Origin of the sequence: Methanosarcina mazei S-6, from assembly GCF_000970205.1 — an archaeon.
GTDB lineage: Archaea > Halobacteriota > Methanosarcinia > Methanosarcinales > Methanosarcinaceae > Methanosarcina > Methanosarcina mazei.
This window is the reverse complement of record NZ_CP009512.1, coordinates 38,950-65,019: the sequence shown is the minus strand read 5'-3', so window position 1 is coordinate 65,019 and position 26,070 is coordinate 38,950. Positions and strand designations below refer to the sequence as shown.

Annotated in this window: 20 protein-coding genes, 4 tRNA genes, 3 rRNA genes and 1 pseudogene; 14 read left to right on the top strand and 14 right to left on the bottom strand. The window is 43.8% G+C overall.

Going from position 1 to position 26,070, the window contains the following annotated elements:
* Positions 1 to 224 precede the first annotated feature (224 nt).
* The 3 genes and pseudogenes from MSMAS_RS00295 to MSMAS_RS19330 form a co-directional block, all read left to right on the top strand.
* The gene (locus MSMAS_RS00295; RefSeq protein ID WP_230633315.1) at positions 225 to 983 is read left to right on the top strand and encodes a helix-turn-helix transcriptional regulator; all 759 of its coding nucleotides are present in this window, start codon (positions 225 to 227) and stop codon (positions 981 to 983) included.
* Between the two features lie 240 nt (positions 984 to 1,223).
* Positions 1,224 to 1,775 (top strand): hypothetical protein, encoded by a 552-nt coding sequence (locus MSMAS_RS00290; protein ID WP_050035329.1) that lies wholly within the window; start codon positions 1,224 to 1,226, stop codon positions 1,773 to 1,775.
* A gap of 12 nt (positions 1,776 to 1,787) precedes the next feature.
* Positions 1,788 to 2,057 (top strand): annotated as a pseudogene (locus MSMAS_RS19330) (protease inhibitor I42 family protein); the annotation flags it as partial.
* A 96-nt stretch (positions 2,058 to 2,153) separates the two neighbouring features.
* On the opposite strand, the gene MSMAS_RS00285 reads toward MSMAS_RS19330, so the two are convergent.
* The gene (locus MSMAS_RS00285; RefSeq protein WP_011033213.1) at positions 2,154 to 2,345 is read right to left on the bottom strand and encodes a hypothetical protein; all 192 of its coding nucleotides are present in this window, start codon (positions 2,343 to 2,345) and stop codon (positions 2,154 to 2,156) included.
* A 241-nt stretch (positions 2,346 to 2,586) separates the two neighbouring features.
* Between MSMAS_RS00285 and MSMAS_RS00280 the strand changes: the two genes are divergently transcribed.
* From MSMAS_RS00280 to MSMAS_RS00270, 3 genes are all read left to right on the top strand, one after another.
* Positions 2,587 to 2,661 (top strand) — tRNA-Met (locus MSMAS_RS00280).
* Between the two features lie 63 nt (positions 2,662 to 2,724).
* Positions 2,725 to 2,799: transfer RNA gene (locus MSMAS_RS00275), tRNA-Met, on the top strand.
* Positions 2,800 to 3,204: 405 nt separating this feature from the next.
* Entirely contained in the window at positions 3,205 to 4,536 is a 1,332-nt protein-coding gene (locus MSMAS_RS00270) for a signal recognition particle protein Srp54 (RefSeq protein WP_011033214.1), read from the top strand.
* A gap of 297 nt (positions 4,537 to 4,833) precedes the next feature.
* Here the strand turns inward: MSMAS_RS00270 and MSMAS_RS00265 are convergent, their stop codons facing one another.
* The gene (locus tag MSMAS_RS00265; protein ID WP_011033215.1) at positions 4,834 to 5,214 is read right to left on the bottom strand and encodes a hypothetical protein; all 381 of its coding nucleotides are present in this window, start codon (positions 5,212 to 5,214) and stop codon (positions 4,834 to 4,836) included.
* Positions 5,215 to 5,503: 289 nt separating this feature from the next.
* On the opposite strand from MSMAS_RS00265, the gene MSMAS_RS00260 reads away from it, so the two are divergent.
* Positions 5,504 to 6,079, top strand: coding sequence for a hypothetical protein (locus tag MSMAS_RS00260; protein ID WP_011033216.1), 576 nt, complete (start codon positions 5,504 to 5,506; stop codon positions 6,077 to 6,079).
* A gap of 207 nt (positions 6,080 to 6,286) precedes the next feature.
* Here MSMAS_RS00260 and MSMAS_RS00255 read toward each other — a convergent pair whose 3' ends face one another.
* Positions 6,287 to 6,856 (bottom strand): GMP synthase subunit A, encoded by a 570-nt coding sequence (locus MSMAS_RS00255; RefSeq protein WP_011033217.1) that lies wholly within the window; start codon positions 6,854 to 6,856, stop codon positions 6,287 to 6,289.
* Between the two features lie 467 nt (positions 6,857 to 7,323).
* Here MSMAS_RS00255 and MSMAS_RS00250 point away from each other — a divergent pair, with 467 nt between their 5' ends.
* The 6 genes from MSMAS_RS00250 to MSMAS_RS00225 all read left to right on the top strand — a co-directional run bounded on the left by MSMAS_RS00250 (position 7,324) and on the right by MSMAS_RS00225 (position 14,057).
* Positions 7,324 to 8,121, top strand: a complete 798-nt coding sequence (locus tag MSMAS_RS00250) for a 2-amino-3,7-dideoxy-D-threo-hept-6-ulosonate synthase (RefSeq protein WP_015411702.1) — start codon at positions 7,324 to 7,326, stop codon at positions 8,119 to 8,121.
* Positions 8,122 to 8,261: 140 nt separating this feature from the next.
* Positions 8,262 to 9,404, top strand: coding sequence for a 3-dehydroquinate synthase II (locus MSMAS_RS00245; protein ID WP_011033219.1), 1,143 nt, complete (start codon positions 8,262 to 8,264; stop codon positions 9,402 to 9,404).
* Positions 9,405 to 9,464: 60 nt separating this feature from the next.
* On the top strand, positions 9,465 to 10,193 hold the full coding sequence (gene aroD, locus MSMAS_RS00240; protein WP_011033220.1) for a type I 3-dehydroquinate dehydratase: 729 nt from the start codon (positions 9,465 to 9,467) through the stop codon (positions 10,191 to 10,193).
* Positions 10,190 to 11,032 carry a shikimate dehydrogenase gene (locus MSMAS_RS00235; protein WP_011033221.1) on the top strand — a complete coding sequence of 281 codons (843 nt, stop codon included), beginning with the start codon at positions 10,190 to 10,192 and terminating at the stop codon, positions 11,030 to 11,032. Before aroD ends, MSMAS_RS00235 begins: the two co-directional genes overlap by 4 nt.
* A complete protein-coding gene (locus tag MSMAS_RS00230; RefSeq protein ID WP_011033222.1) occupies positions 11,029 to 12,447 on the top strand; it encodes a prephenate dehydrogenase in 1,419 nt (472 codons plus the stop codon). The genes MSMAS_RS00235 and MSMAS_RS00230 overlap by 4 nt, the downstream gene beginning before the upstream one ends.
* Positions 12,448 to 12,521: 74 nt before the next feature.
* A complete protein-coding gene (locus tag MSMAS_RS00225) occupies positions 12,522 to 14,057 on the top strand; it encodes a HEAT repeat domain-containing protein (protein ID WP_011033223.1) in 1,536 nt (511 codons plus the stop codon).
* Between the two features lie 146 nt (positions 14,058 to 14,203).
* Here MSMAS_RS00225 and MSMAS_RS00220 read toward each other — a convergent pair whose 3' ends face one another.
* From MSMAS_RS00220 to MSMAS_RS00185, 8 genes are all read right to left on the bottom strand, one after another.
* On the bottom strand, positions 14,204 to 14,950 hold the full coding sequence (locus MSMAS_RS00220; protein WP_015411706.1) for a class I SAM-dependent methyltransferase: 747 nt from the start codon (positions 14,948 to 14,950) through the stop codon (positions 14,204 to 14,206).
* 338 nt (positions 14,951 to 15,288) lie between these two features.
* Positions 15,289 to 15,957 (bottom strand): triose-phosphate isomerase, encoded by a 669-nt coding sequence (gene tpiA, locus MSMAS_RS00215; protein WP_011033225.1) that lies wholly within the window; start codon positions 15,955 to 15,957, stop codon positions 15,289 to 15,291.
* Positions 15,958 to 16,007: 50 nt separating this feature from the next.
* Positions 16,008 to 17,186: a bifunctional 5,6,7,8-tetrahydromethanopterin hydro-lyase/3-hexulose-6-phosphate synthase gene (locus MSMAS_RS00210; protein ID WP_011033226.1), complete on the bottom strand. Its 1,179-nt coding sequence runs from the start codon at positions 17,184 to 17,186 to the stop codon at positions 16,008 to 16,010.
* 302 nt (positions 17,187 to 17,488) lie between these two features.
* Complete coding sequence (locus tag MSMAS_RS00205) at positions 17,489 to 18,106, bottom strand: endonuclease III domain-containing protein (protein WP_011033227.1); 618 nt, start codon at positions 18,104 to 18,106, stop codon at positions 17,489 to 17,491.
* A gap of 191 nt (positions 18,107 to 18,297) precedes the next feature.
* Positions 18,298 to 18,369 (bottom strand) — tRNA-Cys (locus tag MSMAS_RS00200).
* A gap of 71 nt (positions 18,370 to 18,440) precedes the next feature.
* Positions 18,441 to 18,512 (bottom strand) — tRNA-Cys (locus MSMAS_RS00195).
* 154 nt (positions 18,513 to 18,666) lie between these two features.
* Positions 18,667 to 19,227, bottom strand: a complete 561-nt coding sequence (locus MSMAS_RS00190; protein WP_011033228.1) for a YIP1 family protein — start codon at positions 19,225 to 19,227, stop codon at positions 18,667 to 18,669.
* Between the two features lie 170 nt (positions 19,228 to 19,397).
* Entirely contained in the window at positions 19,398 to 19,766 is a 369-nt protein-coding gene (locus tag MSMAS_RS00185; RefSeq protein ID WP_011033229.1) for a hypothetical protein, read from the bottom strand.
* A 190-nt stretch (positions 19,767 to 19,956) separates the two neighbouring features.
* On the opposite strand from MSMAS_RS00185, the gene bfr reads away from it, so the two are divergent.
* Positions 19,957 to 20,427: a bacterioferritin gene (bfr, locus tag MSMAS_RS00180; protein ID WP_011033230.1), complete on the top strand. Its 471-nt coding sequence runs from the start codon at positions 19,957 to 19,959 to the stop codon at positions 20,425 to 20,427.
* Between the two features lie 389 nt (positions 20,428 to 20,816).
* On the opposite strand, the gene rrf is transcribed toward bfr, so the two are convergent.
* The 3 genes from rrf to MSMAS_RS00165 form a co-directional block, all read right to left on the bottom strand.
* Positions 20,817 to 20,938, bottom strand: a 5S ribosomal RNA gene (gene rrf / locus MSMAS_RS00175).
* 75 nt (positions 20,939 to 21,013) lie between these two features.
* Positions 21,014 to 23,920: ribosomal RNA gene (locus tag MSMAS_RS00170) — 23S ribosomal RNA — on the bottom strand.
* A 207-nt stretch (positions 23,921 to 24,127) separates the two neighbouring features.
* A 16S ribosomal RNA gene (locus MSMAS_RS00165) occupies positions 24,128 to 25,602 on the bottom strand.
* The 16S, 23S and 5S rRNA genes sit together here, the layout of an rRNA operon.
* Positions 25,603 to 26,070: the final 468 nt, after the last annotated feature.

Below are 26,070 nucleotides of genomic sequence, written 5' to 3'. Positions count from 1 at the left end.
CAAAAGCAGTTAAAATATTATTCCAAAAAACGTTTAAAACTAAGCATTATATTAATGATTTTTTAGATATTATGGTTTCTTGGGCAGTAAGTTCAAGTTCTGGAAGATTACCGGCAAGCAGGAAAAGTCAAAAATAACAATTCTGCAGAGGCAAAGAGCATTTCTGCAGAGGTAAAGTCTGGAAAGTGAAAACAATGGATAGAATGTTAATAGACCTGCTCTTCATGTCTCAGAAAAGAAAGGACCTTTTAATACTTCTCAGAGATGGAGGGAAGACAATAGAAGAAATAGTAGATACTCTTAATGTCACCCCTACAGGAATGCTTCCGCAGATTAAAAAGCTAAAGGAAGAATTTCTTATTATTCAGGATGATAAAGAATACAGACTTACCCATCTGGCAGAAATTCTGGTAGAAAAAATGAAGCCTCTGCTTAACACTCTTGAGGTCATTGAAGAGCATAAAAATTTCTGGCAGGAACGTGATCTCAGTGATCTATCTCCTGAATTCCTTGAGAGACTTAATGAATTAAAACCATATTCTCTTGTAAAACCCGATCCTGACAAAATTTTCGAGACTTCCCCGGTATTTCTGAAAAACATAGAGAAATCAAAAAGAATATTGTCTTTATCTTCAATATTTCATCCGGCATTCCCGGAAATATTTCTAAGAATCGAAGGTGAAGATATTGAAATTACACTCATAGTGACAGAAAGAATTTATGAAAGGTTAAAAAAAGACTTTGGGGAAGAGCTGAAACTTTATATTGCCAGGAAAAACAGACAGCTTTTTGTTTGCACTGATGAACTGAAAATAGCTATGCTTACAAAAACCGAGCATTTTATGATGGCAGATTTTCTCACATGGAAAGGAGCCTATGATCAGGAAAGTATCGTGGCTTTCGAGCCTGCCTCTCTGAAATGGGCGGAAGAGCTTATTCTCCATTATAAAAACCAGGCTCAGGAATTAAAGGATGGATCCTGAAAATAAGAAATAAAGATTACCGGAATTATTCCCCTGATACACTTTATCCTTCCATTAAAAACCCTGATATTGAAACCGGAAATTTAAAAACCGGTTTTTTACTTTTTCATTTTTTAAATGCTTCTGCTTAAGAATTCCGGATTAAAAAATGAAAGCTACGAACAGAACTGAAGTTTAAGCAAAAGATAAATTGGAACAGGCTTATTTTTTCATCTATATATTAAAAGAAGAGGGAGACAGATGAAAGGAAGAATAGATGGAAAGTACATAAAAAGTATCAGGCATGTCAAAACTGTAAGATTGACAGCAGTCCTGTTTACATTCTTTATAGTTGCTCTTTCCGGCTGTGTTGAAAACGTCGAGGACGAGCAGAATAACACCACTGAAATAGAATACACTTACGGTATGGCAAATGTGGAGAGTATTGATATTCTGATTATGGAATCTTTTCCAGTGCAGATAAATGTAATAGCAGAAGGCTATCTGCCTGATGGATGCACCAGGATTGACGAAATAAAGACCGAAAGGGAAGGAGAGACCTTCAATATCAATATCACGACAAAGCGTCCAAAAGATGCAATCTGCACCCAGGCTATAGAGAGCTTCAGGGAAACGATCCCCCTGGAAGTCCAGGGTCTCAGAGCCGGAAATTATACTGTAAATGTAAATGGAGTGACCGGATCTTTTGAACTTACTGTCGATAATATCCTTAAGGAGACGCCGGACTCTATGCCACCGGGACAGCAGGTAGTAACAGAAGCTGGTAATGGGACAAATATAAATATCGAATAGGGCGAGAGTTTCTATCTTAGACTTAAGGATAACCCGTCTACAGGCTATTTGTGGGAATTAAACCTGAGCCAGGGACTTAATCTCACTGATATCAATGGAACATTTTATTCCCCAGACTCTCAGGAGGATACTCCACCTCTTGTTGGTGCTGGAGGAGTCCGTGAGTGGGAAATTAAAGCGGATTCCGAGGGCGCCCAGCAAGTAACAGCGGTATATAAAAGGCCCTGGGAAAATGAAACAGGAACCGAAGACAGATTTATACTTAATGTTGATGTTTTCTGAGCAGTAATCTCATTTTTCATGCCTCTGATTCTTTTTACTTTCTCCTCATAGAGGCATGAAATATTTCTCTTAAGGACCGCATCGGCTTCAAGAGCTTTATAAGAGCCCGAGAGCTTCTTTAAGATCTTTGAGGCAGCTGTCGCAGATATACGAGGTGCCTATCTGGGTACACCCAAGTATGTTTGCGTCTTCCGTATGTTCTTTTTCTTCCGTGTTTCCTGAATAGCTTTCACAGTAGACACCGCATTTTACTTCACAATAAGCCCCGCAAAACAAACATCTGGTCATAATATAACGTGGGACTTCAGCTTTCAAATATCTTTCCCGAAAAAGCCTGAAAAACAGCTATTAGAAATGAAACCTGAAATAAAGACGGGTAAAATAGAGGAGTTTGGCGAAGTTTTTAAATCGGACATGACCGTCATCCGGATTTTCCTGCAAGATTACAGGTGAGCGAAAAGTATATAAGTAATCGTTAGTATGTTCTGATAGCTGTCTCGGGCATAATGCCTGAAGTATAAAGCCCCGTAGCGGGGTGGGGTAGCCAGGAGATCCCGACGGGCTCATAACCCGTAGACCGATGGTTCGAATCCATCCCCCGCTATAAGGAAAGTTTCGCATCTCTTCATGATAATAATCCTTTTGTAAAATAATCAGCAAACCCCGTAGCGGGGTGGGGTAGCCAGGAGATCCCGACGGGCTCATAACCCGTAGACCGATGGTTCGAATCCATCCCCCGCTATTAAGAGTAATTTTTCATGAATTATTTTTCCGTTTTTCTTACCTGAAATTTTATGCATCCTCAGGTTTTTTTCATACTTTGATTTTTTATATCCGAGCGGTTATTTATATTCGGAGCATTTAATCTGCCTGATATTCAAATTCGTTTTACACATTCTATCATACACATTCTATTATTATCTCAGACATCACCTTCACACCTTTTAAGTATCAAAAACTAAAAGGCTTATTAAACAAAGATCGCCTCTTATACAGAGTAAAATAAATGCAAAAAAAATCACCTTCTTATAAGGTAAAAAATAAAACCGGAAAACAACTTTGTACGCAGACGAATAAGTTAAACTCAAGATATTAAATTTAATCTATCCTTTTATCCATCCTCAAAATTTAGCAGGACGATTCTCATATGGTAATGGAAAAACTCGGAGACTCCTTACAGGGAGCACTCAAAAAGCTGATCGGCGCAGGGAGAATTGATGAGCGCACGGTCAATGAAGTAGTAAAGGATATTCAGCGCGCTCTGCTCCAGGCTGACGTTAACGTAAAACTTGTCATGGGGATGTCGCAGAGAATCAAAGAGCGTGCAATGAAAGAAGACCCTCCTGCGGGTATGAACCCGAGGGAGCATGTGATCCGCATTGTGTATCAGGAACTGATGGAAATCATCGGGAAAGGAGCCGATATCCAGCTCAAGCCCCAGACAATCATGATGGTGGGACTTCAGGGAAGCGGAAAGACCACAAGTGCTGCAAAACTGGCACGCTATTTCCAGAGAAAGGGGCTCAAAGCAGGTGTTGTTGCCGCAGATACCTTCCGGCCAGGAGCTTACCACCAGCTCAAGACTCTCTCTGAAAAGCTCAATGTGGGTTTTTACGGAGAGGAAGGAAACCCCGATGCTGTAGAGATTACCATACATGGGCTTAAAGCACTCGAAAAATACGATATAAAAATAGTGGACACAGCAGGCAGGCACGCCCTCGAAGCCGACCTTATCGAAGAAATGGAGAGGATCCATGCCGTTGCAAAACCTGACCACAAGTTCATGGTTCTCGACGCGGGTATAGGGCAACAGGCAAGCCAGCAGGCTCATGCTTTCAATGATTCGGTAGGGATCACGGGCGTTATCATCACAAAACTGGACGGAACAGCAAAAGGTGGTGGAGCGCTTTCAGCAGTATCTGAAACAAAAGCTCCGATTGCCTTTATAGGAGTAGGGGAAACTCCGGAAGACTTTGAAAAGTTCGAGGCTGACAGGTTCATCTCAAGACTTCTTGGAATGGGGGACCTCAAGAGCCTGATGGAAAAGGCAGAGGAAAGCCTGAGCGAAGAAGACGTCAATGTCGAAGCCCTTATGCAGGGGCGCTTCACATTGAAAGATATGTACAAGCAGCTTGAAGCAATGAATAAAATGGGCCCTCTCAAGCAGATTATGTCAATGCTCCCTATGGGCATGGGAGGACTGGGAGGCGTGAAATTATCAGATGAGATGTTCCAGGCTACCAGTGACAAAATGAAGAATTACAAGGTCATTATGGACTCGATGACAGAAGATGAAATGGCTGACCCCAAGCTAATAGGCGGATCACGGATCAAAAGAATATCAAGAGGCTCTGGCTGCAGTCCTGAAGATGTCAGGGAACTTCTAAAATATCATAAAACCATGCAGACGGCTTTGAAAGGCTTCAGAGGCGGAAAATTCAATATCCAGAAAATGATGAAGAAGAAAATGGGGATGTAATAATCCCCGAGTTCTTTTTTAGTGTTATTTTTCAATACTAAAATTTTTAGAACATATTATAAGAATAGAATCCAAAACCGATGAATGAAGACTTTTCTTGTGGACTATTAAAGGAAAAAATTATAAACGAATAAAAATCGTCATTCGTTTATACAGCAAATTGGAACTGGTGTCGGTCCATTTTGAAAATACTAACCTGCATCGTCTTTCGCGATAATACAAGTTAATCCGTCAGTTCCAAAGCATACTAATTGAAATCCCAGTCTGCACCAATTGAAACTGTCAAACTAGTAAACTTTACACCTTTATTTTATCATGAAGCAACTTTCCTTCATAATGCCATTGACTTTTTTTGACCCCTCCCTGCCAGAAAAGGTAAGGTAATCCATCAGTTCCAAGGCATACTACTTGCAGATCCTTGTCCGCACCAATGGAAGCTGCCACACTAGTAAACTTGATACCTTCGATTTTATCATGAAGCAACTTTCCTTCATAATGCCATTGACTTTTTTTGACCCCTCCCTGCCAGAAAAGGTAAGGTAATCCATCAGTTCCAAGGCATACTACTTGCAGATCCTCGTCCGCACCGATGGAAGCTGCCGTATGATTAAATTTAGGAGCCTTACTACTCGAAATGTTCTCATGAATTATAGCTTCTACATCTTGAGATATTTTCATCATATACCTCCATATGTTGATCAAATAACCAAGTGTTTGGCTGTTTCATCACCATTAAAATAATAACTGGTTTTGTCAAGCGCTTTTGAGTTTTCACAAGATGTAATGTTGACTTTTTAGAGAAGAGTTTTTTTACATCAACTGTAGAAATCTCACAATAATTTTTTTGTGTTGACAAATTAATTAAATATACACATGTAAAAATAAGTTGTCTGCGTATCGTATGTTCAGCATATACATTATAAAATTAATGAGTCATATAAGAGAAGTAGAACCGGGAGGTGCAATTTTGAAAAGACATCGTATTGCCACGACCATTTCAGATAAACATTGGAAATTATTAAAAATACATGCAGAAAAATTTGAAACACAACGAAAAGCCTTGGAAATAGCATTGGAATGTCTAGAAAACAATACAGAACAATACTCAGAATTAACTGTCAAGCAAAAATATTGGCTGATGTGTGAATCAATAGGTTCGGTTTGTTGTGTCCAAAAAGAGGCTTTAAAAATACTAATGGAAACTGTAAACCATGAACGATTTAAGGAGTATGTGACCAAAAATAAACCCATAGAATATGAAATACAGATTCTTCTCCAGAAGCCTCTTAACGAATGCAGTCTAGAAGAAGTTGTAAATGGACTAATGATTGTCTTCCGAACATCACACATGTTTGATACAATAGACTGCAAGGACAATGGCGACTACTATTTGCTGATACTAACTCATAGTCTGGGCCTTAATAATTCAAAACTAAATTTAATGACATGCAAAAGTTTGTTTATAACATATGGAGCCGATATCGAGAGTAAAACCTCCGGGAATATAATTTTTATAAAAGTATTTAAAGATAAAACGTTATAGGGCTTACGCAGTTGAAATGAAAACTCGATGACTTAAAACCACTAATTCTCTAAGATGCGTATTTCATTCAGACGCCTCTTGCACATGATTTTGTACCTCAAATGCGTAAGTCCTACTATATTTAATGCAACTTCAACATTTTAGGGACTAAATACAAGTTACCTACCCGAAACAGCGAAGAGCCGACAATAATGATCAATGACCGGATTAATACAGATCACAAACTTCAAAGAAATTCATGAGCAGCTCTTCTCCCTTCTTTGTGTGGGAAACCTCAGGGTGCCATTGAACGCCGTAAATCGGTTTTGTGGGATGGCGCATGGCTTCAATCTCGCAGACATCCGAGCGGGCAAGATGGATAAATCCGTCAGGAAGAATGGCTACCTCATCAGCATGCGAGGCCCATACAGTTGTTTTCGGGCCAAGTCCTCTGAGTATGTCGTCTTCTTCGAGAACCTCTACTTCAATTTCGGCATAGCCTCCTTTTTTGCCTGCATGAACATGCCCTCCGTAAGCGAGAGCAATTGCCTGGTGCCCCAGGCAGATTCCAAGTATAGGGACATCTATTTCCCTCACATAGTCAAAGCAAAGGCCTGCCCTTTCCATTTCGGGGCCACCACTCAGGATCAGCCCGTCAGGCTCTTCTGCCAGAATCTCTTCTATGGGGGTTACATTAGGAATGATTTTTGTATCCATGTCAAGGTCCCGGACAGTCCTGTGAATAAGGTGGCAAAACTGCCCGTAGTTGTTCACAACAAGGATTTTTAGTTCTCTCATAGTTCCTTCCGTTCCTGTTTACAAATATAAAATGTTCTTACGCTCTGAGCTTATCCTATTAGCCCATCTTATCCTATTTTAATTCTTGTATCTTCCAGGATTTGATTCAGAGCTTTCCTGTTCTCCAGCCCTCATTTTCTTAGACTTATATAATTGCACCAGAAGGAAAAGGTTTCAGGAAAGTTAACTGAGAATTTGAAACAGGAATAATAACCTGCTATAAAAGATTGTTAAATAAGAGAAAACTTTAAGAACTGGACATTATAGTACATAGATGTACAAATTAGCTCAATAACTTCATTAGAATTCAGAATAATTAAAACCGGATTTAAAAGGGGCTTGAATAAGTTTAAATATAAGTTCTGTGCTAGTATGTCACACACTAGCACGCTAGAAAAGAGTAAAGGTTAGAAAATCAGGAAAAAATAAACAGATAAAGTTAATCAGTTTAGAATAGGGGAATGACGATGTCTGAAATTGGCAAAAAGATCCGTATAGAAAGGCTGATGAATCGTGAGAGCAGAAACATGGTAATTATTCCGCTGGACCATGGAATCTCTGACGGACCTATTGAAGGGCTTATTAATATTACCGATACAGTTAATAGGGTTGCCGAAGGAGGAGCAAATGCAGTTCTCATGCAGAAGGGCATGGTCAGGTACGGACATAGAGGATACGGCCACGATATCGGGCTTGTTGTGCATATCAGTGCCTCTTCTGTCCTGAGCCCGGACCCCAATGCCAAAGTGCAGGTCTGTACCGTTGAAGAAGTAATTAAGATGGGAGCTGATGCAGTTTCCATGCATATCAACGTGGGATCTGATACAGAAGCCGACCAGCTTGAAATGCTCGGGAAAATCTCAAGGGACTGTACGGAATGGGGTATGCCTCTTCTTGCCATGATGTACCCGAGAGGCAAAAAGATCACAAACCCACATGACCCGGTAAATGTGGCACACGCTGCAAGAATTGGAGCCGAACTCGGGGCTGATGTTGTGAAAACCGTATACACCGGAGACCCTGACAGTTTCAGGGATGTTGTGAGGGGCTGTCCTGTGCCTGTGGTAATTGCAGGCGGGCCGAAGACCTCTACCGACATGGAACTTCTTGAAATGATTGACGGGGCAATGGAAGCCGGAGCAAGAGGAGCTGCAATAGGAAGAAATGTCTTCCAGCACGGGGACCCTGTCAGGCTGACCAGGGCTATCTGCGAAATCGTTCACCACAGAAGGCCTGTAGAAGAAGCTCTGGAGCAGCTAAAATAAAAATATTGAATAAAAATATTGAATAAAAAAGGCCCGCTGTGAAAAAGACACAGAATGAAGGATTCCCAAGCAGGGTTTCGGAGAATGTACCGGAATAAATCCGGAATAAAAACAGAATTTATGAACGGGGTTGAAAGCCTTTGAAAAAGAAAAGCGTCTGGATAAAAGCCGATGAAGGCGGATGGGAAGAACAGAAAGAGAGGATCACAACAGGCCTGGAATCCGGAGCCGACTGTGTACTTGTAAATCCGGGAGATGTAGAAAAAGTCAGGGAACTCGGAAACATTACAGTTGCAGCCTTTGCCCGCGACAATAAGTCAGGAGCCGACATCGTGGTCGTGGGAAAGAGAGGAGAAGGTGACGGAACAAAACCCCTGCCTCAGGAAATTCCGGGTTCTTTTGATGTAAACGCAGCAACCCTGCTCACCGACAAAGGCGTAACCGTAGGCGGATATGTGGTCATAAAGGACAGAAGCTACGAACGCTTCGCAGCAGAAATGGGAAAAATCTGCGATTACCTGCTTGTTACCGGCACTGACTGGAAAGTTATCCCTCTCGAAAACCTGATTGCTGACCTCCAGCGTGAGAAAGTAAAGATTATTTTTGGAGTAAAAAGTGCCGAGGAAGCAAGGCTCGCCTTCCAGACTCTTGAAACAGGAGCTGATGGAGTCCTCCTTGACAGCGGAAACCCGCAGGAAATAAAAGACACAATTAAAGCTGCAAGAGAACTTGAAAGCGAAAGCACAGAACTTGAATCCGCAGTTGTAACCAGGGTAGAACCTCTTGGAATGGGGGACAGGGTCTGTGTGGATACCTGCAACCTCATGCAGCGCGGAGAAGGAATGCTTATAGGTTCACAGGCAAGCGGGATGTTCCTGGTAAATTCGGAGTCTGACGACAGTCCTTACGTGGCAGCCCGCCCATTCAGGGTAAATGCAGGTGCAGTTCATTCTTATATAAAAATTGGAGACAAAACCCGCTATCTTTCAGAACTCCAGGCTGGAGACAGCGTTACTATCATAGACTCAAGAGGGAAGCAGAGGGAAGGAATAGTTGGCAGGATAAAGATAGAAAGCCGCCCACTTATGCTAATTGAAGCAAAAGCCGGAGACCGGACTTTAACCGCAATCCTGCAAAATGCCGAAACCATCAAGCTTGTAGGAAAGGGCGGAACCCCTATCTCGGTTGCAAAGCTCAAAAAAGGTGATGAGGTTCTGGTACGCCTCGAAGAAGGAGCCAGGCATTTCGGCAAAAAAATCGAAGAGACGATTATAGAGAAATAAAGCAGGAAAGACTCTGTAAAGTCGATAGCAGCAGATTTCTACTCCCGGTTCGGAGAAAGCATGACTCAAATAGGCTCGTTTGACCTTGAAAAGAAAACTGCAGTTGTTGCAGTCATTCTTGAGAAACCCCTTGAAAATTCAAAGAAGGCAGCCGAAAAAGGAGCTGATATCCTTGAAATCCGGCTGGACCTGCTTGGGATAAGGACCCCTGAGAGAGCCGCAGAGGTGATCAGGGAAATAAAAGCCGAAACCGGGATTCCCATAATTGTTACCAGCCGTTCGGGAGCGGAAGGAGGAAAGTGGGATGGAAAAGAAGAAGATAGAACAGGACTTCTTATAAATCTTCTTTCTTTAAAAGATGGCCCGGATGCGATTGATATCGAACTTTCTGCCGGCATGAAAGAAAGAAACAGGGTTATTAAAGCGGCTAAGGACCGGGAAACAGCTGTAATCGTCTCTTCCCATGACTTTTTGAAAACCCCTCCCCTCCAGAACATGAGGACAATTATTGAAGAAATGTTTCTTGCAGGTGCAGATATTGCCAAACTTGCAGTTATGCCCCTGTCAGTGGGAGATACCCTTAACCTGCTGAGAGTTACTCTGGACTTTAAAGATGCAGGAAAATCCGTGTGCACAATTGCAATGGGCAGTCAAGGAAAGCATACAAGAGTTGTTGCCCCTTTTTATGGTTCAGTCCTTACATATGCTTCTATAGAAAGTAATGCGTCTGCAGCTCCTGGCCAGCTTCCGGTAGATGAAGTAAAAAAAATAATGGAAATGCTAAAATGAAGCAGGTTTTTGGTGTATTTGGAGACCCTGTAGGTCATTCCCTTTCCCCAGCCATGCATAATGCAGCTTTTTCAGCACTTGGCATGGACTGTATCTATCACGCTTTCAGGGTCACTCCAGAAAAGCTGGAAAAAGCGATCCTTGGAGCTGAAGCTATGGGATTTGGAGGGATTAACCTTACAGTTCCCTTGAAAGAAAAGGCTTTAAAACTTGACTTCGTCAAGCCTGACCCCCTTGCAAAGAGAATTGGAGCAGTGAATACTCTGGTATTCGGGAAAAAGGGAGATATCCAGGGATATAACACTGACGGGCCTGGGGCAAAGCAGGCGCTTCTGGACACTGGAGTGGAAATTAGGGGGTCCAGAATGGTGGTCGCAGGAGCAGGAGGAGCAGCAAGGGCAGTTGCTTTTCAGCTTGCAGCCGACGGTGCAGATATCACAGTAATAAACAGGACAGAAGAAAGGGCAGTAGGACTTGCAAGAGAAATCTCGGCTGCAGACCTTCCGGGAAAAATCAGAGGTACCGGGCTTTCAGGATTAAAAGAACTGTTAAGGGATGCCGATGTCCTGATAAATACCACAACTCTCGGAATGCACCCGAACACGGACGCAACTATTGTAACAGCAGAAGAGCTTCACAGCGGCCTTACAGTTTTTGATATCGTATATAACCCACTTGAGACAAGGCTTTTAAGGGAAGCCAGGACATCAGGAGCAAAAACGATAAGCGGGGTTTTAATGCTCGTCTATCAGGGAGCAGAAGCTTTCAGGCTCTGGACAGGGGTTGAGCCTCCGCTGGAGCTTATGAAAAAGACCGTACTGGAGGCTCTGCAAGCTTGAATACGGACTACGATGCTGGAAAAACGAAGGTTCTGATCCTTGGCGGGACCGGAGAGATGGGGCAGTGGTTCACACGTTTTTTCAAAGAAAGAGGCTATGAGGTTACTGTCTGGGGAAAAGGCGGCAAGATAGAAGTCGCGAAAAAACTGGACGTACCTTTTGCTTTAGACCTTGAGGCAGTTATCCCTGAAAGTGACATAGTGATAGTTTCCGTCCCGATCAATGCAACAGAAGAAACCATCGCAGAAATCGCCCCAAAAATGAAAGCTGGAAGCATTCTTATGGATTTTACCTCAATAAAGGTAGGACCTGTTGAAGCGATGAGAAAGTTTGCGCCCAAAGATGTTGAAATTCTTGGGACGCACCCCATGTTTGGTCCGACAATTCCCACAATAAGGGGGCAAACAGTAATCCTTGTTCCGGTAAAAGGGTATTCGGAAAAATGGTTTCCGGTAATCAGACAGCTTTTTGAGGAAAGCGGCGCGCACGTTGAGATCACAACTGCAGAGGAACACGACAGGCTGGTCTCAGTAGTGCAGGGGCTTACTCATTTTGCTTATATTGCTATAGGCACAACCATTGACAGGCTTGATTTTGACGTCAAAAAGTCCAGAAAATTCGTAAGCCCGGTTTACAGTATAATGCTCGACTTTGTGGGCAGGATCCTGGGACAGAATCCCTATCTCTATGCCCTGATTCAGATGGAAAACCCTGGAGTTCCTGAGGTGCATGAAGCATTTATAAAAGAGTGTGAGGAGCTTTCCAGCCTTGTGAAGGCACACGATGAGGAAGGCTTTGTAAGAAAGATGAAAGCAGCTGCCCGTAAATATGATGACACATCTCATGCCCTGCGCAGGTCGGACAAACTGATCAACTCCAGGATAATCGAATATGAAACTATCCTGAATTCTACAGGAAAAGTCTGTGGTTTTTCTCATATTTATTCCGGAAATATCCACGTGGGCAGACTGGAAAAAGTTAGACCGAACGAGATAGTTCTTATGAAACTTGTCTCAAAAGGTACTGCTCCCAATATAAAAAACAGATTTATAACACTAAAGCTTGAAAACCTTCGCCCCCTTTCGGAAGCTGAACTAAGGGAATGGAGAAAAGAAAACCTGGAGCATTCGGTAAGGGATATTTCAGTCGTGATCCCTGAAGGAGCCGATCCTGAAGTAGTCCTCAGGGCGGTGAGTACAAATAAACATCTTGCAGACTGTAAAATCAGTGACATTTATAAAGGGGTTAATGGGACGTTGCTAGAAAAAAAAGGAAGTACAGCCGAAAAATTGGGAGTAACTTACAGAATAAGTATATTTGGGGATTGTGACGCAGATTCTGTTGAAACTGAGGTGACAGCCCTTCTTTGCGGTCTCGGATGCCGTATAAGAGAGAAAAACCTGAAATTCAGTTAATGAAAAGGTTTTTCTCTCTGCCGGGCTTAATAAACAGAGAAATACATATAAACAATTAATAGATAGAAATTATAATGTCCCAGGTCAAATGGAAAATTTCTCTTTTATTTGCACTTATCACTCTTTCCATATTTTTTTCACTTTTATTAAGTAGTGATAAGTTTACGGAAAGTATGGGAAACGAAGTAAATACTACAGCAATGGCTGGAGTTTCGGGAGAAAATCAGGTTATAAGCCTTATGAACAGACTGGAAACTGGCAATGGAAGTGAAGCCAGGCTAAACGCCGCGACTGAACTTGGGAACCTCGGAGAGCCAGCTGCCAGCGCTATCATTGAGAAAATGGAAGCCGAAAACCCGAGTCTGGGGGGAGAAATAAAGAGTTACATGCTTCTTGCACTTCTTGAAACAGGAGATAAAAGAGCGGAGAATATTATTTCTGAATACCTTGGAAAAGAAGAAGCTTCAAATGCGGCTGTAGCAGACGGGGTACAGAGTAAAGGAGAAGTCCCGGAAGATATTATGCTGGCTATACAAGCAAAAGATAAAGCCATGAGAGAGAGCCTTGCAAGGTCTATGACCAGTGAATACGGAAATGATACAGACCTTCTTGAAGAAGCCCTCAAGGCAGAAGAACAGAATTCCACTCTATATACCTCCTTTGTACTCTCAAATTTTGAATTTGAATCTGAAAACGAAACTGAAATACTTCTTCAAGCTCTTAAAAGCGAAAAAGGATACGTGAGAGTTTCAGCTGCGATGGCTCTTGGACAAAAAAAGGAAAAAGCCGCAACAGATCCTTTACTGAAGATGCTTGCTCAGGATTACCCTCTGGCCGGACACAGTGCAGTTATGGCACTTGGAGAAATGGGAGATGAAAGAGCTGTAAACACCCTGATGAACGAATTGAAAAATAACGGGAAGGATTACATCAGGAGCAGCACTGCAATAGCTCTTGGGAAATTGGAGGCAGAAGAGGCAGTGCCTTATCTGATAGAAAGACTGAGAGATACCAGAGCTTCGGTAAGGAGTAATTCAGCCCTTGTACTTGGTAAAATGGGGGATGAAACAGCAGTAGAACCTCTGAAAAATATTCTGGAAAGCGGCAAGGATTCTGAAGGGAGAAGAAAAGATAGCCTGAATACAGGTGTGGATGTCCGAAAAAGCACTGTCCTTGCTCTTGGAGGAATAGGGGGCACTGAGTCTACACAAACATTAATTGGCGTAATAAACGACGAGGGAGAAATACCTGATGTAAGGGTAGCCGCAACCATAGCTCTCGGGAACATAGGAAGCCCTGAAGCTGTAAATGTCCTTAAAAAGACTTATGAAAACCAGAACATGAATATGAACGTCAGAAACGGAGCCCTTATTGCTCTTGGTAAAACTGAAAACCAGGAAGCTGCAGAGTTTTTTATAAAAAAAATAGGAGATAAAGACTTTGGAGTGAGTGCCAGAGAAGCCCTTATCAACATGGGAGAAACGGCAGTTGAACCCCTGATAGAAAACCTGAAAACAGAAGACCAGAAAATTAAGGATGAAACTGCCCTGATCCTTATTGAAATAGGGGATCCAAGAGCGGTTGAACCTCTTATTGAAGCATATAAGTAACTAAAAAATCCTTAGGAAATCTGAAAAGCGGCTGAAAAAGCCGCACTATTTTTTATTCATATTGTTAGAGTTTTATTATTCATATATGTTAGAGTATTATAATCGTATTATTTATCTGTGGATTTCTTAAGGTTCAGAAACCGCGATCACTTTTTAACAGCCCTTATGAAATAAATCGGATGGGAATAATCGAGCTTATCCAGCAGGCTTCCGTGTTTCCTGGCAGAAAGGCAAAGAGAATCCATACGTTCAATGTTAATCTCCTCAAACCCGGCATCATTCAATAAACCGAATACCCTACCGGGTTTTAAGCTATAAAGAGGGAGATCATTTTTAATCAGCTGGTATTTATTCTTAAAAGGGTCGTGACGATTTCTTTCCTTTACAGACCGGATGAGTCCGGAAACTGTACGGATCGATTTCAGGAATATCCCGGAGCTGTACCAGTCCCCATCAATAGCAATTATCATGCCGTCTTTCTTCAACACTCTCTTCCATTCCAGGAGAGCCTTTTTCGGGTCAGGAAGTGTCCAGAGGAGGAATTTGCTGGACACAACATCGAAATGTGCGTCAGGAAGCTGCAAATTTTCTGCGTCCCCCTGAATAAAATTAATATCAAGAGATCTCTGTAAGGCATTTTTCCTGGCTTTTTCAAGCATGCTGGCAGACAGATCGACAGCAGTTAAATGATGTCCCATCTCTGCAAACATCAGAGCAAGCTGGCCAGGTCCTGTGCCCACGTCAAGTATCTCAAGGCGTTTTCTCCCGCCCAGCTTTGAAGCAAGCATATTTTTCCAGGCAATCCTTTCCTCTTCAGAGTACTCCACAATGCCAGTGCTGTAGATCTCGCTGCGGTGGTCCCAGTAGTTTCTGATTATTTCCTTAGTTTCCATCAAATTACTCCATGAAAGCGATTTTATAACCAGTCTAATTAATGATCAAGTATAGAGTGAAAAAATGTTAACATAAATAATTCAATATTTGTAATACGATATTACACAAACATATAAAATATTCACTATTATTAACAAAGAATAGATTACTAATACAAATATCAGAATAAAGATGAATAAAAAAGAATTACTTAAAACCAGAAATAAAAAAGAAAAAAGCCGGTTCTTCTGCTTGATACTGGAGATAAGAAAACAGAAAAAAAGATGAGAAAATAACAGAACTCTCATCAAATAAAGACGAATCTAAAGCTCAACCTGAAATTCAACAAAGTAAAGACTTAAACAAGCCGAATAAGGTCTTCAAGTGCAGCTTTAGGATCTGAAGCTTTCACTATACCGGATGCGAGTAGTACTCCCTGCGAGCCAAGGTCAAGGGCTGCCCTCAGGTCTTCACCTTTTGAAATTCCGGCTCCACAAAGCACTTTTACATCAGGATTGATCTTTGAAACCGCTTCAACAGAACCACTGACAACTTCAGGGTCGGCTTTTGAGACAGGAATTCCGCTACCTATAAGCTCAGGTGGCTCGATTGCTACGTAATCAGGAACAAGCGCTGCAGCTGCTGCAGTTGTGGGGACGTTGTTGGTGCATATAATTGCCCTGAGCCCGAACTCTTTTGCAGCTTTCAACGAAGCTTCGATTTCCGCAAGGGTCAGACGCCTTTCAGAGTGGTTGATAAGAGTCCCGAAAGCTCCTGCTTCTTTTATACATTTTCCGAAAACATGACCTGTAAAACTTCCTGCTCCTATGCCGTCCATGTGCTGGGAAAAAACCGAAAGTTCAACTTCGGAAGCTACCCTGTAAATATCCGGAAGCTGAGGAGCTACTGCAATCTCGATACCTGACTCTTCGGATACGGTTTTGCAGGCTTTTGCAATATCAACTGCGCCCTTGCCTGTGCCCTGTATATAAGTCTTATAGTTCAGTAAAATGAATGGTGAACCCAAAAAAATCCCCTCCTGAAAAAAGAAAAGAAAAAGCGTGAAAATACACGCTTTCAGAAGTCTGTCATGACTCTGAACTGGTCAATCTCTGGCTTATTAAGGCTGTTGATAAACTGTTCAGCCATTTCCCTGACGTCTTTTGCATTGGTGATTGCACGTCCGACCACAAGGATATCAGCACCCTGGCTGAGGGCTACAGGAACCTTGTCGAGGCGGACTCCACCTGCAACTGCAACCAGAGCCTTTGGAGCGATCTTTTTGATTTCTCCAATATTGCCCCAGGCGTGTTCTGTGCCTTCAATATCGATTCCACGGTGAAGCTCAATGACATCTGGCATGACTTTGAGCTGCTTTAAGACAGAAATCGGATCCTGCTGATTAAGGGTGTCCATAACCGCGTAGATTCCGGTCTTGTGGGCTTCCTCAATAAGTTTATCAATGGTGCTGATAGGAGCAAGGGCTGAAACTACAATAGCGTCACCTGCGGCGTCTGCAACCATTCTGGCTTCAAGGTTTCCGGTGTCCAGAGTCTTCAAGTCAGCAACGATGAATGCATCCGGTCTTACCTGCCTGATCTTGGAAATAACATCTGTGCCGTAGCGCTTGATAAGTGGCGTGCCTGCTTCGATGATTACGTGGTCGCTCTTCGGGATTTCCGAGATAGCCGAGAGCACGAACTCAAGGTTCGGGTTGTCAAAGGCAATCTGCAGATATGGTGGGTCCCAGAGCCTTGTAACTTTGAATCCCATGATAGCATGTGTGGACTTGTTGCTTTCCTCAAGTACAGTGTCGATGTCAGGGAAGCCTTCAAGTGCCCTCTTTATTGCGAGTTTTGTGGCTCCGTAGTTGTACCTGTAGATTTTATTGTAGTCCTGGGCTTCAGGGTGGATAAAAACGCTTGCCACAATAACAAGGTCTTCAACCTGGTCCTTCGGGATCACGCCTTCTTCCACGGAGTCTGCTACTGCTTTTGCAACAGCTGACTGGGCAGGTCCGAAAATCCTAGCTGCCTGGTCCATGTTTTTTACAGTGACCTTCGGGATAATAAGGGTTGAAGGCTTGGGCGGCAGATTTGGCCTGATAACTGAAAGGAGAGGGGTGTGCCCGGCTGAAAGCTGGGTAAGGCCGTTTGCAAAAGCCTGCCCTACTGGACCTCCCTTGTCTCCTATCATCAAATCAACGTGGGCAAGTTCTGAGCCCTGCCCCATTAATGCTTCTCCTATCTGAAACATGTTTAACCTCGCGAAATGGTAAATGTGAGATGCAGATTACTGATGATATACACTGTGCAGAGTATTGAATTTTGAGAGTACAATGTAAAGAATGATGTTTGTGCACCTGAAATGAATCTGTCATCGAATTAAGGGATAAGCATAACCCTTTTGCCAGCTTAATGCCAGCTTTATATAAATAATCTCGTATCCCCATAATAGTTTTCTATCCATGCACAATGCCTCATGAATTCGATTATACAGATTAGTTTCACAGAAAAAATAGTAAAGGAATCCTGATCAAAGGAGGATTGAAATCCTGATCAAAGGAGAATTTTAGGGCAGATATCATTCAGGATGCAAATCCCGCACCTGGGAGATATGGGCCGGCAGACATTTTGCCCGAATTTTACAAGCAAAATATTTACATGTCTCCAGTATTTTTGCGGCAGGAGCTTTTTTAATTCCATTTCCGTTTCCTCGGGATTTTTTGTTACTACCCGCCCTAGCCGGTTAGAAATCCTGTGGACGTGGGTATCAACGGCAAGAGCATCTTCTTTAAGGAATGCATGCGCAAGTACACAATTAGCTGTTTTTCTGCCGACTCCAGGGAGTTTAAGGAGAGTCTCCATATCATCCGGGACCTTGCCGTTATAATCTTCCAGTAAAATCCGGGATATTTCCTTTATCCTTCCTGCCTTGACCCGATAAAAACCAACGTCTCTTATGAGCTCTTCAATATCCTCAACGTTAGCTTCGACCATTTCCTCAGGGGTTGAAAACCTTTCAAAAAGCTTCTTTGCTGCAGGGTAGGTCACATCGTCACGGGTTCTGTGTGACATGACAGTGGAAATCAATGCAAAAAAAGGCTCCCGTACATCTACAGTGCAGCCATCGGGATAAAGTTCGAAAAGTCTCCGCATGAGTTCGTCAGTGTCCATGCCCAGAATTAGTATTCTTTTGATATAAAAAATACCAGATTAAAAAGGTGATTGTTTTCTCAGCTAAAAAAGAAAAAAATTTTCCAGAGAAAGCTCAACTAAAGATAAAAAGATTTAGAGAAAATCCAGGAAAAGACAAAAGAAACAAATTTTAAATGAGAAAGAAAAAGATAAAGATAAAGTGTTTAAAAAGCCAAGGTCCGGATTCGAACCGGAATGGTATCGCTCTGCAGGCGATTGCGTAGCCGCTCCGCCACCTTGGCACAAAGTGGATTCGTTTAAAGCACTTTATTGAATATATACTTTTAGGTTGAGTTGTTTATTAGAAGAGAAAAGCCAAGATCCGGATTCGAACCGGAATGGTATCGCTCTGCAGGCGATTGCGTAGCCGCTCCGCCATCTTGGCATTTTTGAACACGTCTTAATCGTGTAGATGCAATTAAAGTAATTTCTTATATATAAATATTTAGCTTGAAAAGGTGAATAATAAAAAATTTTAAGAAATAAGTAAAAAAATTTTTGGGTTATCTCTTAAAAAGAGACACCCGGATGATATATGCTTAAACAAGAGTTGAAAAAGTACTGGATAGAACAAATACTGCTACAGCCACGGCCAGTAAGATGATCAGGACTAGAGGCAAGAGTACAGCTATCGCCGATTTCACCATACTGACATCATGTACAATCATTCCGCCGAGAATATAAAGATATAGTCCGTAAAATCCGAAAACCCAGCCGATAAAAGGGATCCAGGAAAGCAGCATCACAGCAGTCGCATAGCATATGAACCTTACAGTACCTTCATAGCTCCCTTTGCCACCAAGCACTTTATAAATTATGTAAAGTATTGCAGCCCCTACGAGTACAGAAATAATACCCGTAATGGGAAACGTAATCGCGATAATGAGCGAATTAAAAAGACCGGGACCGCCGGAACCTATTCCATATCCATACATATCTCCGATCATTTCGCGGTTGAAAAGTGCACTCAAAAGCCCGTATATGAGATAACTGATTGCTGCAAAAGTAAGCGGCTCAGCGTATCCTCCGGTCACTGGCATTTTTCGGTAAAAATTAGAAGGTCTTTGAATGACCTCTTTCCATGTTTCGATATAATCCATAGAATATCCCGATAAAAAATATGCATGAGTCATATTTAAACATGAGTCAAAAAGAAATCTGCTTTTAGATAAACAGGATCTCAGACAAAAAGAATATTAGACCGCAAAAAAAGATATAATAAAATTTAGTAAAATTCTTCACAGAAGCACATTTAGAGAGACTGACCAGGTTACTCATCACATGAGTTATCTCTAATCTCTCTACATTGCTGTTCACTTACTGCCCCACAGGTCAATAAATTCAGTGCTTCAAATATACCTTCACCCACACTTATTCCTTTTAAAGCACATTTCTTCATTAAACGGTCGTAAAGGTCTTCATCCTGACTTTTTATAAAGTCGCACATTTCGGAAATGAATTTGTCCGTTAAAAATACCTCTTCTTTATTTACCCAGTTTTCGATCGACTCCATCAAATATTGACTTAGAGGCTTGTCCTTCCCTATAGCGCTCAGGTTCGCAAAAGCACATTCATCCGCACCTAAAACCCACTTTTCAAGCTTAAAGTCAAATATATCCCTGCTGTCAGTATCACTCATATGTAATCCTCCACAAAAATAAGAGACTTCATGATATTTAACAATTTTAGGCGATTTTTATAATTAAATGGATATTTAAGTAGATATATGATTGACATCGCTCTCAGGTACCAGGTGAGTATCTAAAAAGTATAATAGATAAATTATAAATTGTGCAAACTATAATCTCTTTTGCACAGGGGGTTTATGCATGAAAGGAAATGAAAAGATGATTGAGCATCTAAATGCTCGTTTAGCGGAGGAATTGACTGCTATCAATCAGTATTTTGTACATGCTGAAATGTGTGAAGACTGGAATTACAAGCGACTGGGAGAGGTAGTGGAGAAGCGAGCCATTACTGAAATGAAGCATGCCGAGAAACTTATCGAACGCATCCTTTTCCTCGAAGGAAGGCCCATAGTCAGCAACCTGAACGAAATAACCATCGGGTCCTTTGTGCCTGAGATGCATGAAAACGACCGCAGGGCCGAAGAAGGAGCTATAAAGGGTTATAATGAAAGTATCCGTCTGGCGTCTGAGATAGGAGATAATGACACAAAATCACTTCTCGAGTCTATCCTTAAAGAAGAAACAGAGCATATCGACTGGATTGAGGCCCAGCTCGACCAGATAAGTCACATTGGTATCCAGAACTATCTGGCGCAACAGATTTACGAATAAAGATGAACTGTAGAATTTACCTTTTTTAATTTACTTTTTTTAGAGATCTTGAGGGTACCTGCAAAAGAGTTTTAGAAAAGATCAAAACCCCAGTACCCCAGAGAATATTTATCGAATAAATTCCTGCAGAGAAAATTTGTAAAACGCCCTTTTTTAGAATTTATTTTTGTGAGAATTTCGACTACGATCAAGCAAAAAATGTGAAGAGATAAACAAAATTGCAGGAAAATAGAATTAAAAATCATAGAAAACAAAATAAAATTAAAAATCATAGAAAACAATATCGGAATACCACATAAGAAATACAATATTCAAAGAGTCATTCAAAAAACAATACCAGAAAAAACAATTTCAAAAATCGGTTTTAAAATTAAAGTATTATAAGGTGAGCTTGGCAGCGATCCAGAGTTCCCGAAGGCTCGCACACTTCAGTACAGTAAGGAACGCGGGCAGGCTTATCTTCTGTGTTCGGGATGGGTACAGGAGTTGCCCTGCCGCTATGGCCGCCAAACTCAACCTATAAAAAGGATAGGGGAATATGAAAGTCGTGTTAGTGCTGCATACTGAATTTCGCCTGGACCTGAATTAGGGAAAGGAACGGATAGTTAGTGAACGCGGACTGAACACCTCGTTGCCTTGGTGCTTACATCCCGTTTCTATCAAACCGGTCTTCTACCGGAATCCTTAAAAAGGTCTCTTTTTAGGTCAGATTTCGAGCTTAGATGCATTCAGCTCTTATTCCTTAGCGCGTAGCTGCCCGGCGATGCCTTGTCAGACAACCGGTACACCAGTGGCGCCGCTGCTTGGTTCCTCTCGTACTAAAAGCAGCTTACCCGCAGACCTTGTGCACCTCTAGTAGATAGTAACCGACCTGTCTCACGACGGTCTAAACCCAGCTCACGATCTCCTTTAATAGGCGAACAACCTCACCCTTGGCCGATGCTGCACGGCCAGGATGGAAAGAACCGACATCGAGGTAGCAAGCTGCCGGGTCGATATGTACTCTTGCCGGCAACGACTCAATTATCCCCGGGGTAACTTTTCTGTCATTTTTGGCCCCCACCAAGGAGGCTCAAAAGTTCGCTAGAACCGACTTTCGTCTCGTCATCCACTGCTGTGCTGAATAACGTCAGGCTGACTTATGCTCTTGCACTCTTCAGTGAGTTTCCGACCCACTTGAGTCAACCATTGCGCGCCCTTGATATCTTTTCAAGGGCGTCCCGCCCCAGGCAAACTGCCCACCTATCGGGGTCCTCTTCGCAGAGTTAGGGTCGTAGTCCCAGAAGGGTAGTGTCCCAATTGTGGCTCCACGCATGCTGGCGCACACGCTTCGACGCCTCCTACCTACTCTGTACATCCAGAACCACAACCCAGCGACAGGCTGCAGTAAAGCTCCACGGGGTCTTCACTTCCCCCTAGAGGTCTCTAGACTGTGCACTAGAATGTAAGCTTCACCGGATTCCAGTTAGGGACAGTAGGGCTCTCATTGATCCATTCATGCAAGTCGCCAATTAAGCGACAAGGTACTACGCTACCTTAAGAGGGTCATAGTTACCCCCGCTGTTTACAGGCCCTTCTTCCCGTTGAACCGGGGTTTCAGGTACCTGCACTGAGCAGGATTCAGAGATTGTACTAGCCCTTACGGGTTTGCAATCTCCTATGTTGGTATTAGACAGTTAGAGCCCCCTGGTCACTGCGACCTGCTGTCTTCACAGCAGGCACTCCTTATCCCGAAGTTACGGAGCTAATTTGCCGAATTCCCTTAACTGAAGTACTCCGACACGCCTTAGCCTTTTCAGCTAGGGGCACCTGTGTCAGTTCTCGGTACGGACATTTAGCTGCCTTTTCACGGGTCCCTGGGTGCAGCCGACTTGAGCCATTACAGATTCGCCCGATTCTCGCCATTACGGCTCTCCACGGGTTTCGCTGCTTAGACGGCGCGACGACGCCGCTCGGCCTGCCCTGAGACGTCAGACTCAGTGCTAAATGGTACAGGAATATTAACCTGTTTCCCTTTTGGCGTACTCGAATTACGGTACGTCTTAGGACCGACTAACCCTCGGCTGACGAACATTGCCGAGGAAACCTGGCCCCTTCGGCGGCAGGGATTCTCACCCTGCTATGCTGCTACTATTACCAGGATTTTCGTTTGTGAACGGTCCACAGGACTTCACAGCCCTGCTTCAGCCCGAACACAACGCCTTCCTACGAGATTACCTTGCGGTACTCCGTGGTATCGGTGGTCGACTTGAGCCCCGTCAATTTTCGGGGCCCCAAACCTCGACTGGTGAGCTGTTACGCACTCTTTGAAGGGTAGCTGCTTCTAAGCTAACCTTCCAGCTGTCTTGGGCTTGGGACGCCCTTTAGTGTTTACACTTAGTCGACACTTGGGGACCTTAACCACGGGCTGGGTTGTCTCCCTTACGGACTACAAGCTTACCCCAGCAGTCCGGACTCCGACTATCTTTGATGACAGTGGGTTTGGAGTTTGACAAGCGGGCGAGGGGTTTCCCCCCCGGAACCGCCAATCAGTGCTCTACTCCACCGACAATCTCCAGTCAGGTCATGCTGCGACATGTTTCGGAAGGAACCAGCGGATGCCGGGTTAGATTAGCATTTCACTACGAGACGCAGGTCACACGAATGATTTGCAGATCAATACCGCTTGCGGTCCTCCACGTAGCTTTCGCCACGCTTCAACCTGCCCACGCCTAGATCACCCGGCTTCGGGTCGTACCCCGATGACTCCACGCACTTGTATACGTCGTGCCTCACCCGTAAGGGTTGCGCACATGTTGCTTTCGCTTCGGCTGCCCAATTAAAAGGTTAGCCATTGCCATCAAGATACACTCCCTGGCCCGTTCTTCAAAACGTAAGATACGACACTGGCAGTGATATTCGTACAACACTCTCGCGAGTGGTTCCTTCATATCAAAGATCCTTTCATGCCGTATCGTTCCATCACTATCAGGTTTCAGGCACTTTGCACCTCCCTTCTCGGGGTACTTTTCAGCGTTCGGTCACCCTACTATTTCGCTATCGGTCTCAAGGAGTATTTAGTTTTGGAGGTTGGTGCCCCCCGGATTCCCGCACGATATCCGACGCACGGTACTCAGGGACATGTTCCTGTCTTCTGGCTTACACCTACGTGACTGTCACACTCTATGGTCTGCCGTTCCAGGCAAGTTTGGTTTTGCCGCGAGACTTTTGAACAGCCCTACAACACCACATTTCCCCGAAGGGATTCGGTTTGAACTGTGCCGGTTTCACTCGCCGTTACTTACGGCATCTCGTTTGATTTCTTTTCCAGCTCCTACTGAGATGTTTCAATTCGGAGCGTTCCCGATCATGACTGATCACTATGGAGAGGTCCCATTCGGAGATCCCGGGTTCATTGGATCCATGCACCTACCCCGGGCTTATCGCAGCTTGGCACGTCCTTCATCAGCTCTTGAGCCGAGCCATCCACCTGATAGCATAATTCCTATATACCTAACCAGGTCCAGTTAGCGTTCAATATACAGCACCTATACACGACTTCATGTGCCTGCGGTTCCGCGCAGGCTATCCATCCTTCCCCGAAAATTTACTTTCCGGGTGCACTTGATGATTTGTGAGATTAATATGGAGAAATCTTATCGATTTCTGGTTTGAGGATTTGTTCGGTTTATCGGCATCTGGGTGATATTGTTTTATGCTTAGGAGGTGATCCAGCCGCAGATTCCCCTACGGCTACCTTGTTACGACTTAACCCCCCTTGCAAAGCACAGGTTCGAACACGGCACGAAGTCCGTGCCCTCACCCATACCTCACTCGGGTGGTTTGACGGGCGGTGTGTGCAAGGAGCAGGGACGTATTCACCGCGCTATATTGAAACGCGATTACTACGGATTCCAGCTTCACGAGGGCGAGTTACAGCCCTCGATCCGAACTACGAATGGGTTTGTGAGATTACCAGCCCTTTTCAGGGGAGGGACCCATTGTCCCATCCATTGTAGCCCGCGTGTAGCCCGGGAGATTCGGGGCATACTGACCTACCGTGGCCCGCACCTTCCTCCGATTTAACATCGGCGGTCCCCACAGAGTACCCATCGTCCCGGAGGACATGCTGGTAACAGTGGGCACGGGTCTCGCTCGTTGCCTGACTTAACAGGATGCTTCACAGTACGAACTGGCGACGGCCATGCACCTCCTCTCAGCGATTCAGGCAAAGTCTTCAGCTTGGCCTACATATTGCTGTCGCCCCCGGTGAGTTGTCCGGCGTTGAGTCCAATTAAACCGCAGGCTCCACCCGTTGTTGTGCTCCCCCGCCAATTCCTTTAAGTTTCAGCCTTGCGGCCGTACTTCCCAGGTGGCTCGCTTCACGGCTTCCCTGCGGCACCAGACACGGTCGCGCCATGCCTGACACCTAGCGAGCATCGTTTACGGCTGGGACTACCCGGGTATCTAATCCGGTTCGTGCCCCCAGCTTTCGTCCCTCACCGTCGAACCCGTTCTGGTAAGACGCCTTCGCCACAGGTGGTCCCACAGGGATTACAAGATTTCACTCCTACCCCTGTAGTACCTCTTACCTCTCCCGGTTCCAAGTCTGGCAGTATCCCCCGAAAGCCTAATAGTTGAGCTATCAGATTTCCCGGAGGACTGACCAAACCGGCTACGGACCCTTTAGACCCAATAATCACGATCACCACTCGGGCCGCCGGTGTTACCGCGGCGGCTGGCACCGGTCTTGCCCGGCCCTTGCTAACGGATGTATTTTACACATCCGGACAGCCAGCATATGATGCTGGCACTCGGTGTCCCCTTATCACGGTTTCCCGCATTGTAAAGTTTTCGCGCCTGCTGCGCCCCGTAGGGCCTGGATTCATGTCTCAGAATCCATCTCCGGGCTCTTGCTCTCACAACCCGTACCCGTCGCTGGCTAGTAGGTACATTACACCCACTACTACCTGATAGGCCGCAGACCCATCCTTGGGCAGACGAATCCTTTTGACGCATAAAGCATTCCAGCAAATATGCGTTATCCGGAATTATCCCCAGTTTCCCGGGGTTATGCCGGTCCCAAGGGCAGGTTATCCACGTGTTACTGAGCAGTACGCCATGTATTGCTACATATGACTCGCATGGCTTAGGCGAACACCGATAGCAGTAACCTCTGGCAGGATCAACCAGAATTGTTATTGTATCGCACACTTCAAAATTAAAGGTCTTGGTCGCAGAAACTTGCACTAACAACTATCAATTCAGTTAGTTCATGTCGCGATAAATGTAGTATAACAAATATCACCCAGAATTAACCGAACCGACAAATCCTCGTCAGTCAGGAAATAACTCCTGACTCCATTAAAAGATGAAATTGAATTTGATTTTCAACCCACACATTTGACCTGTGTGAGGGATACATACAAGACGTTTCTTGTATATAAAGCTTTGTGTTGTTCCCCCACGCATTTACGCATTGTGAGGGGATACATACAAGGAATTTCTTGTATATAAACATTTTCCTTCAAGGAAGGTCGAACAAATTTGAATGATGGAAAGTGAATAGTTAAAAGATTTCAAGGAAGTTGGCCCTTTGAATCCTTTTCTCTGTCCGTTTTTATCAGCGATCGTTATTAAAACAAATCACTCAGGCACTTTTAT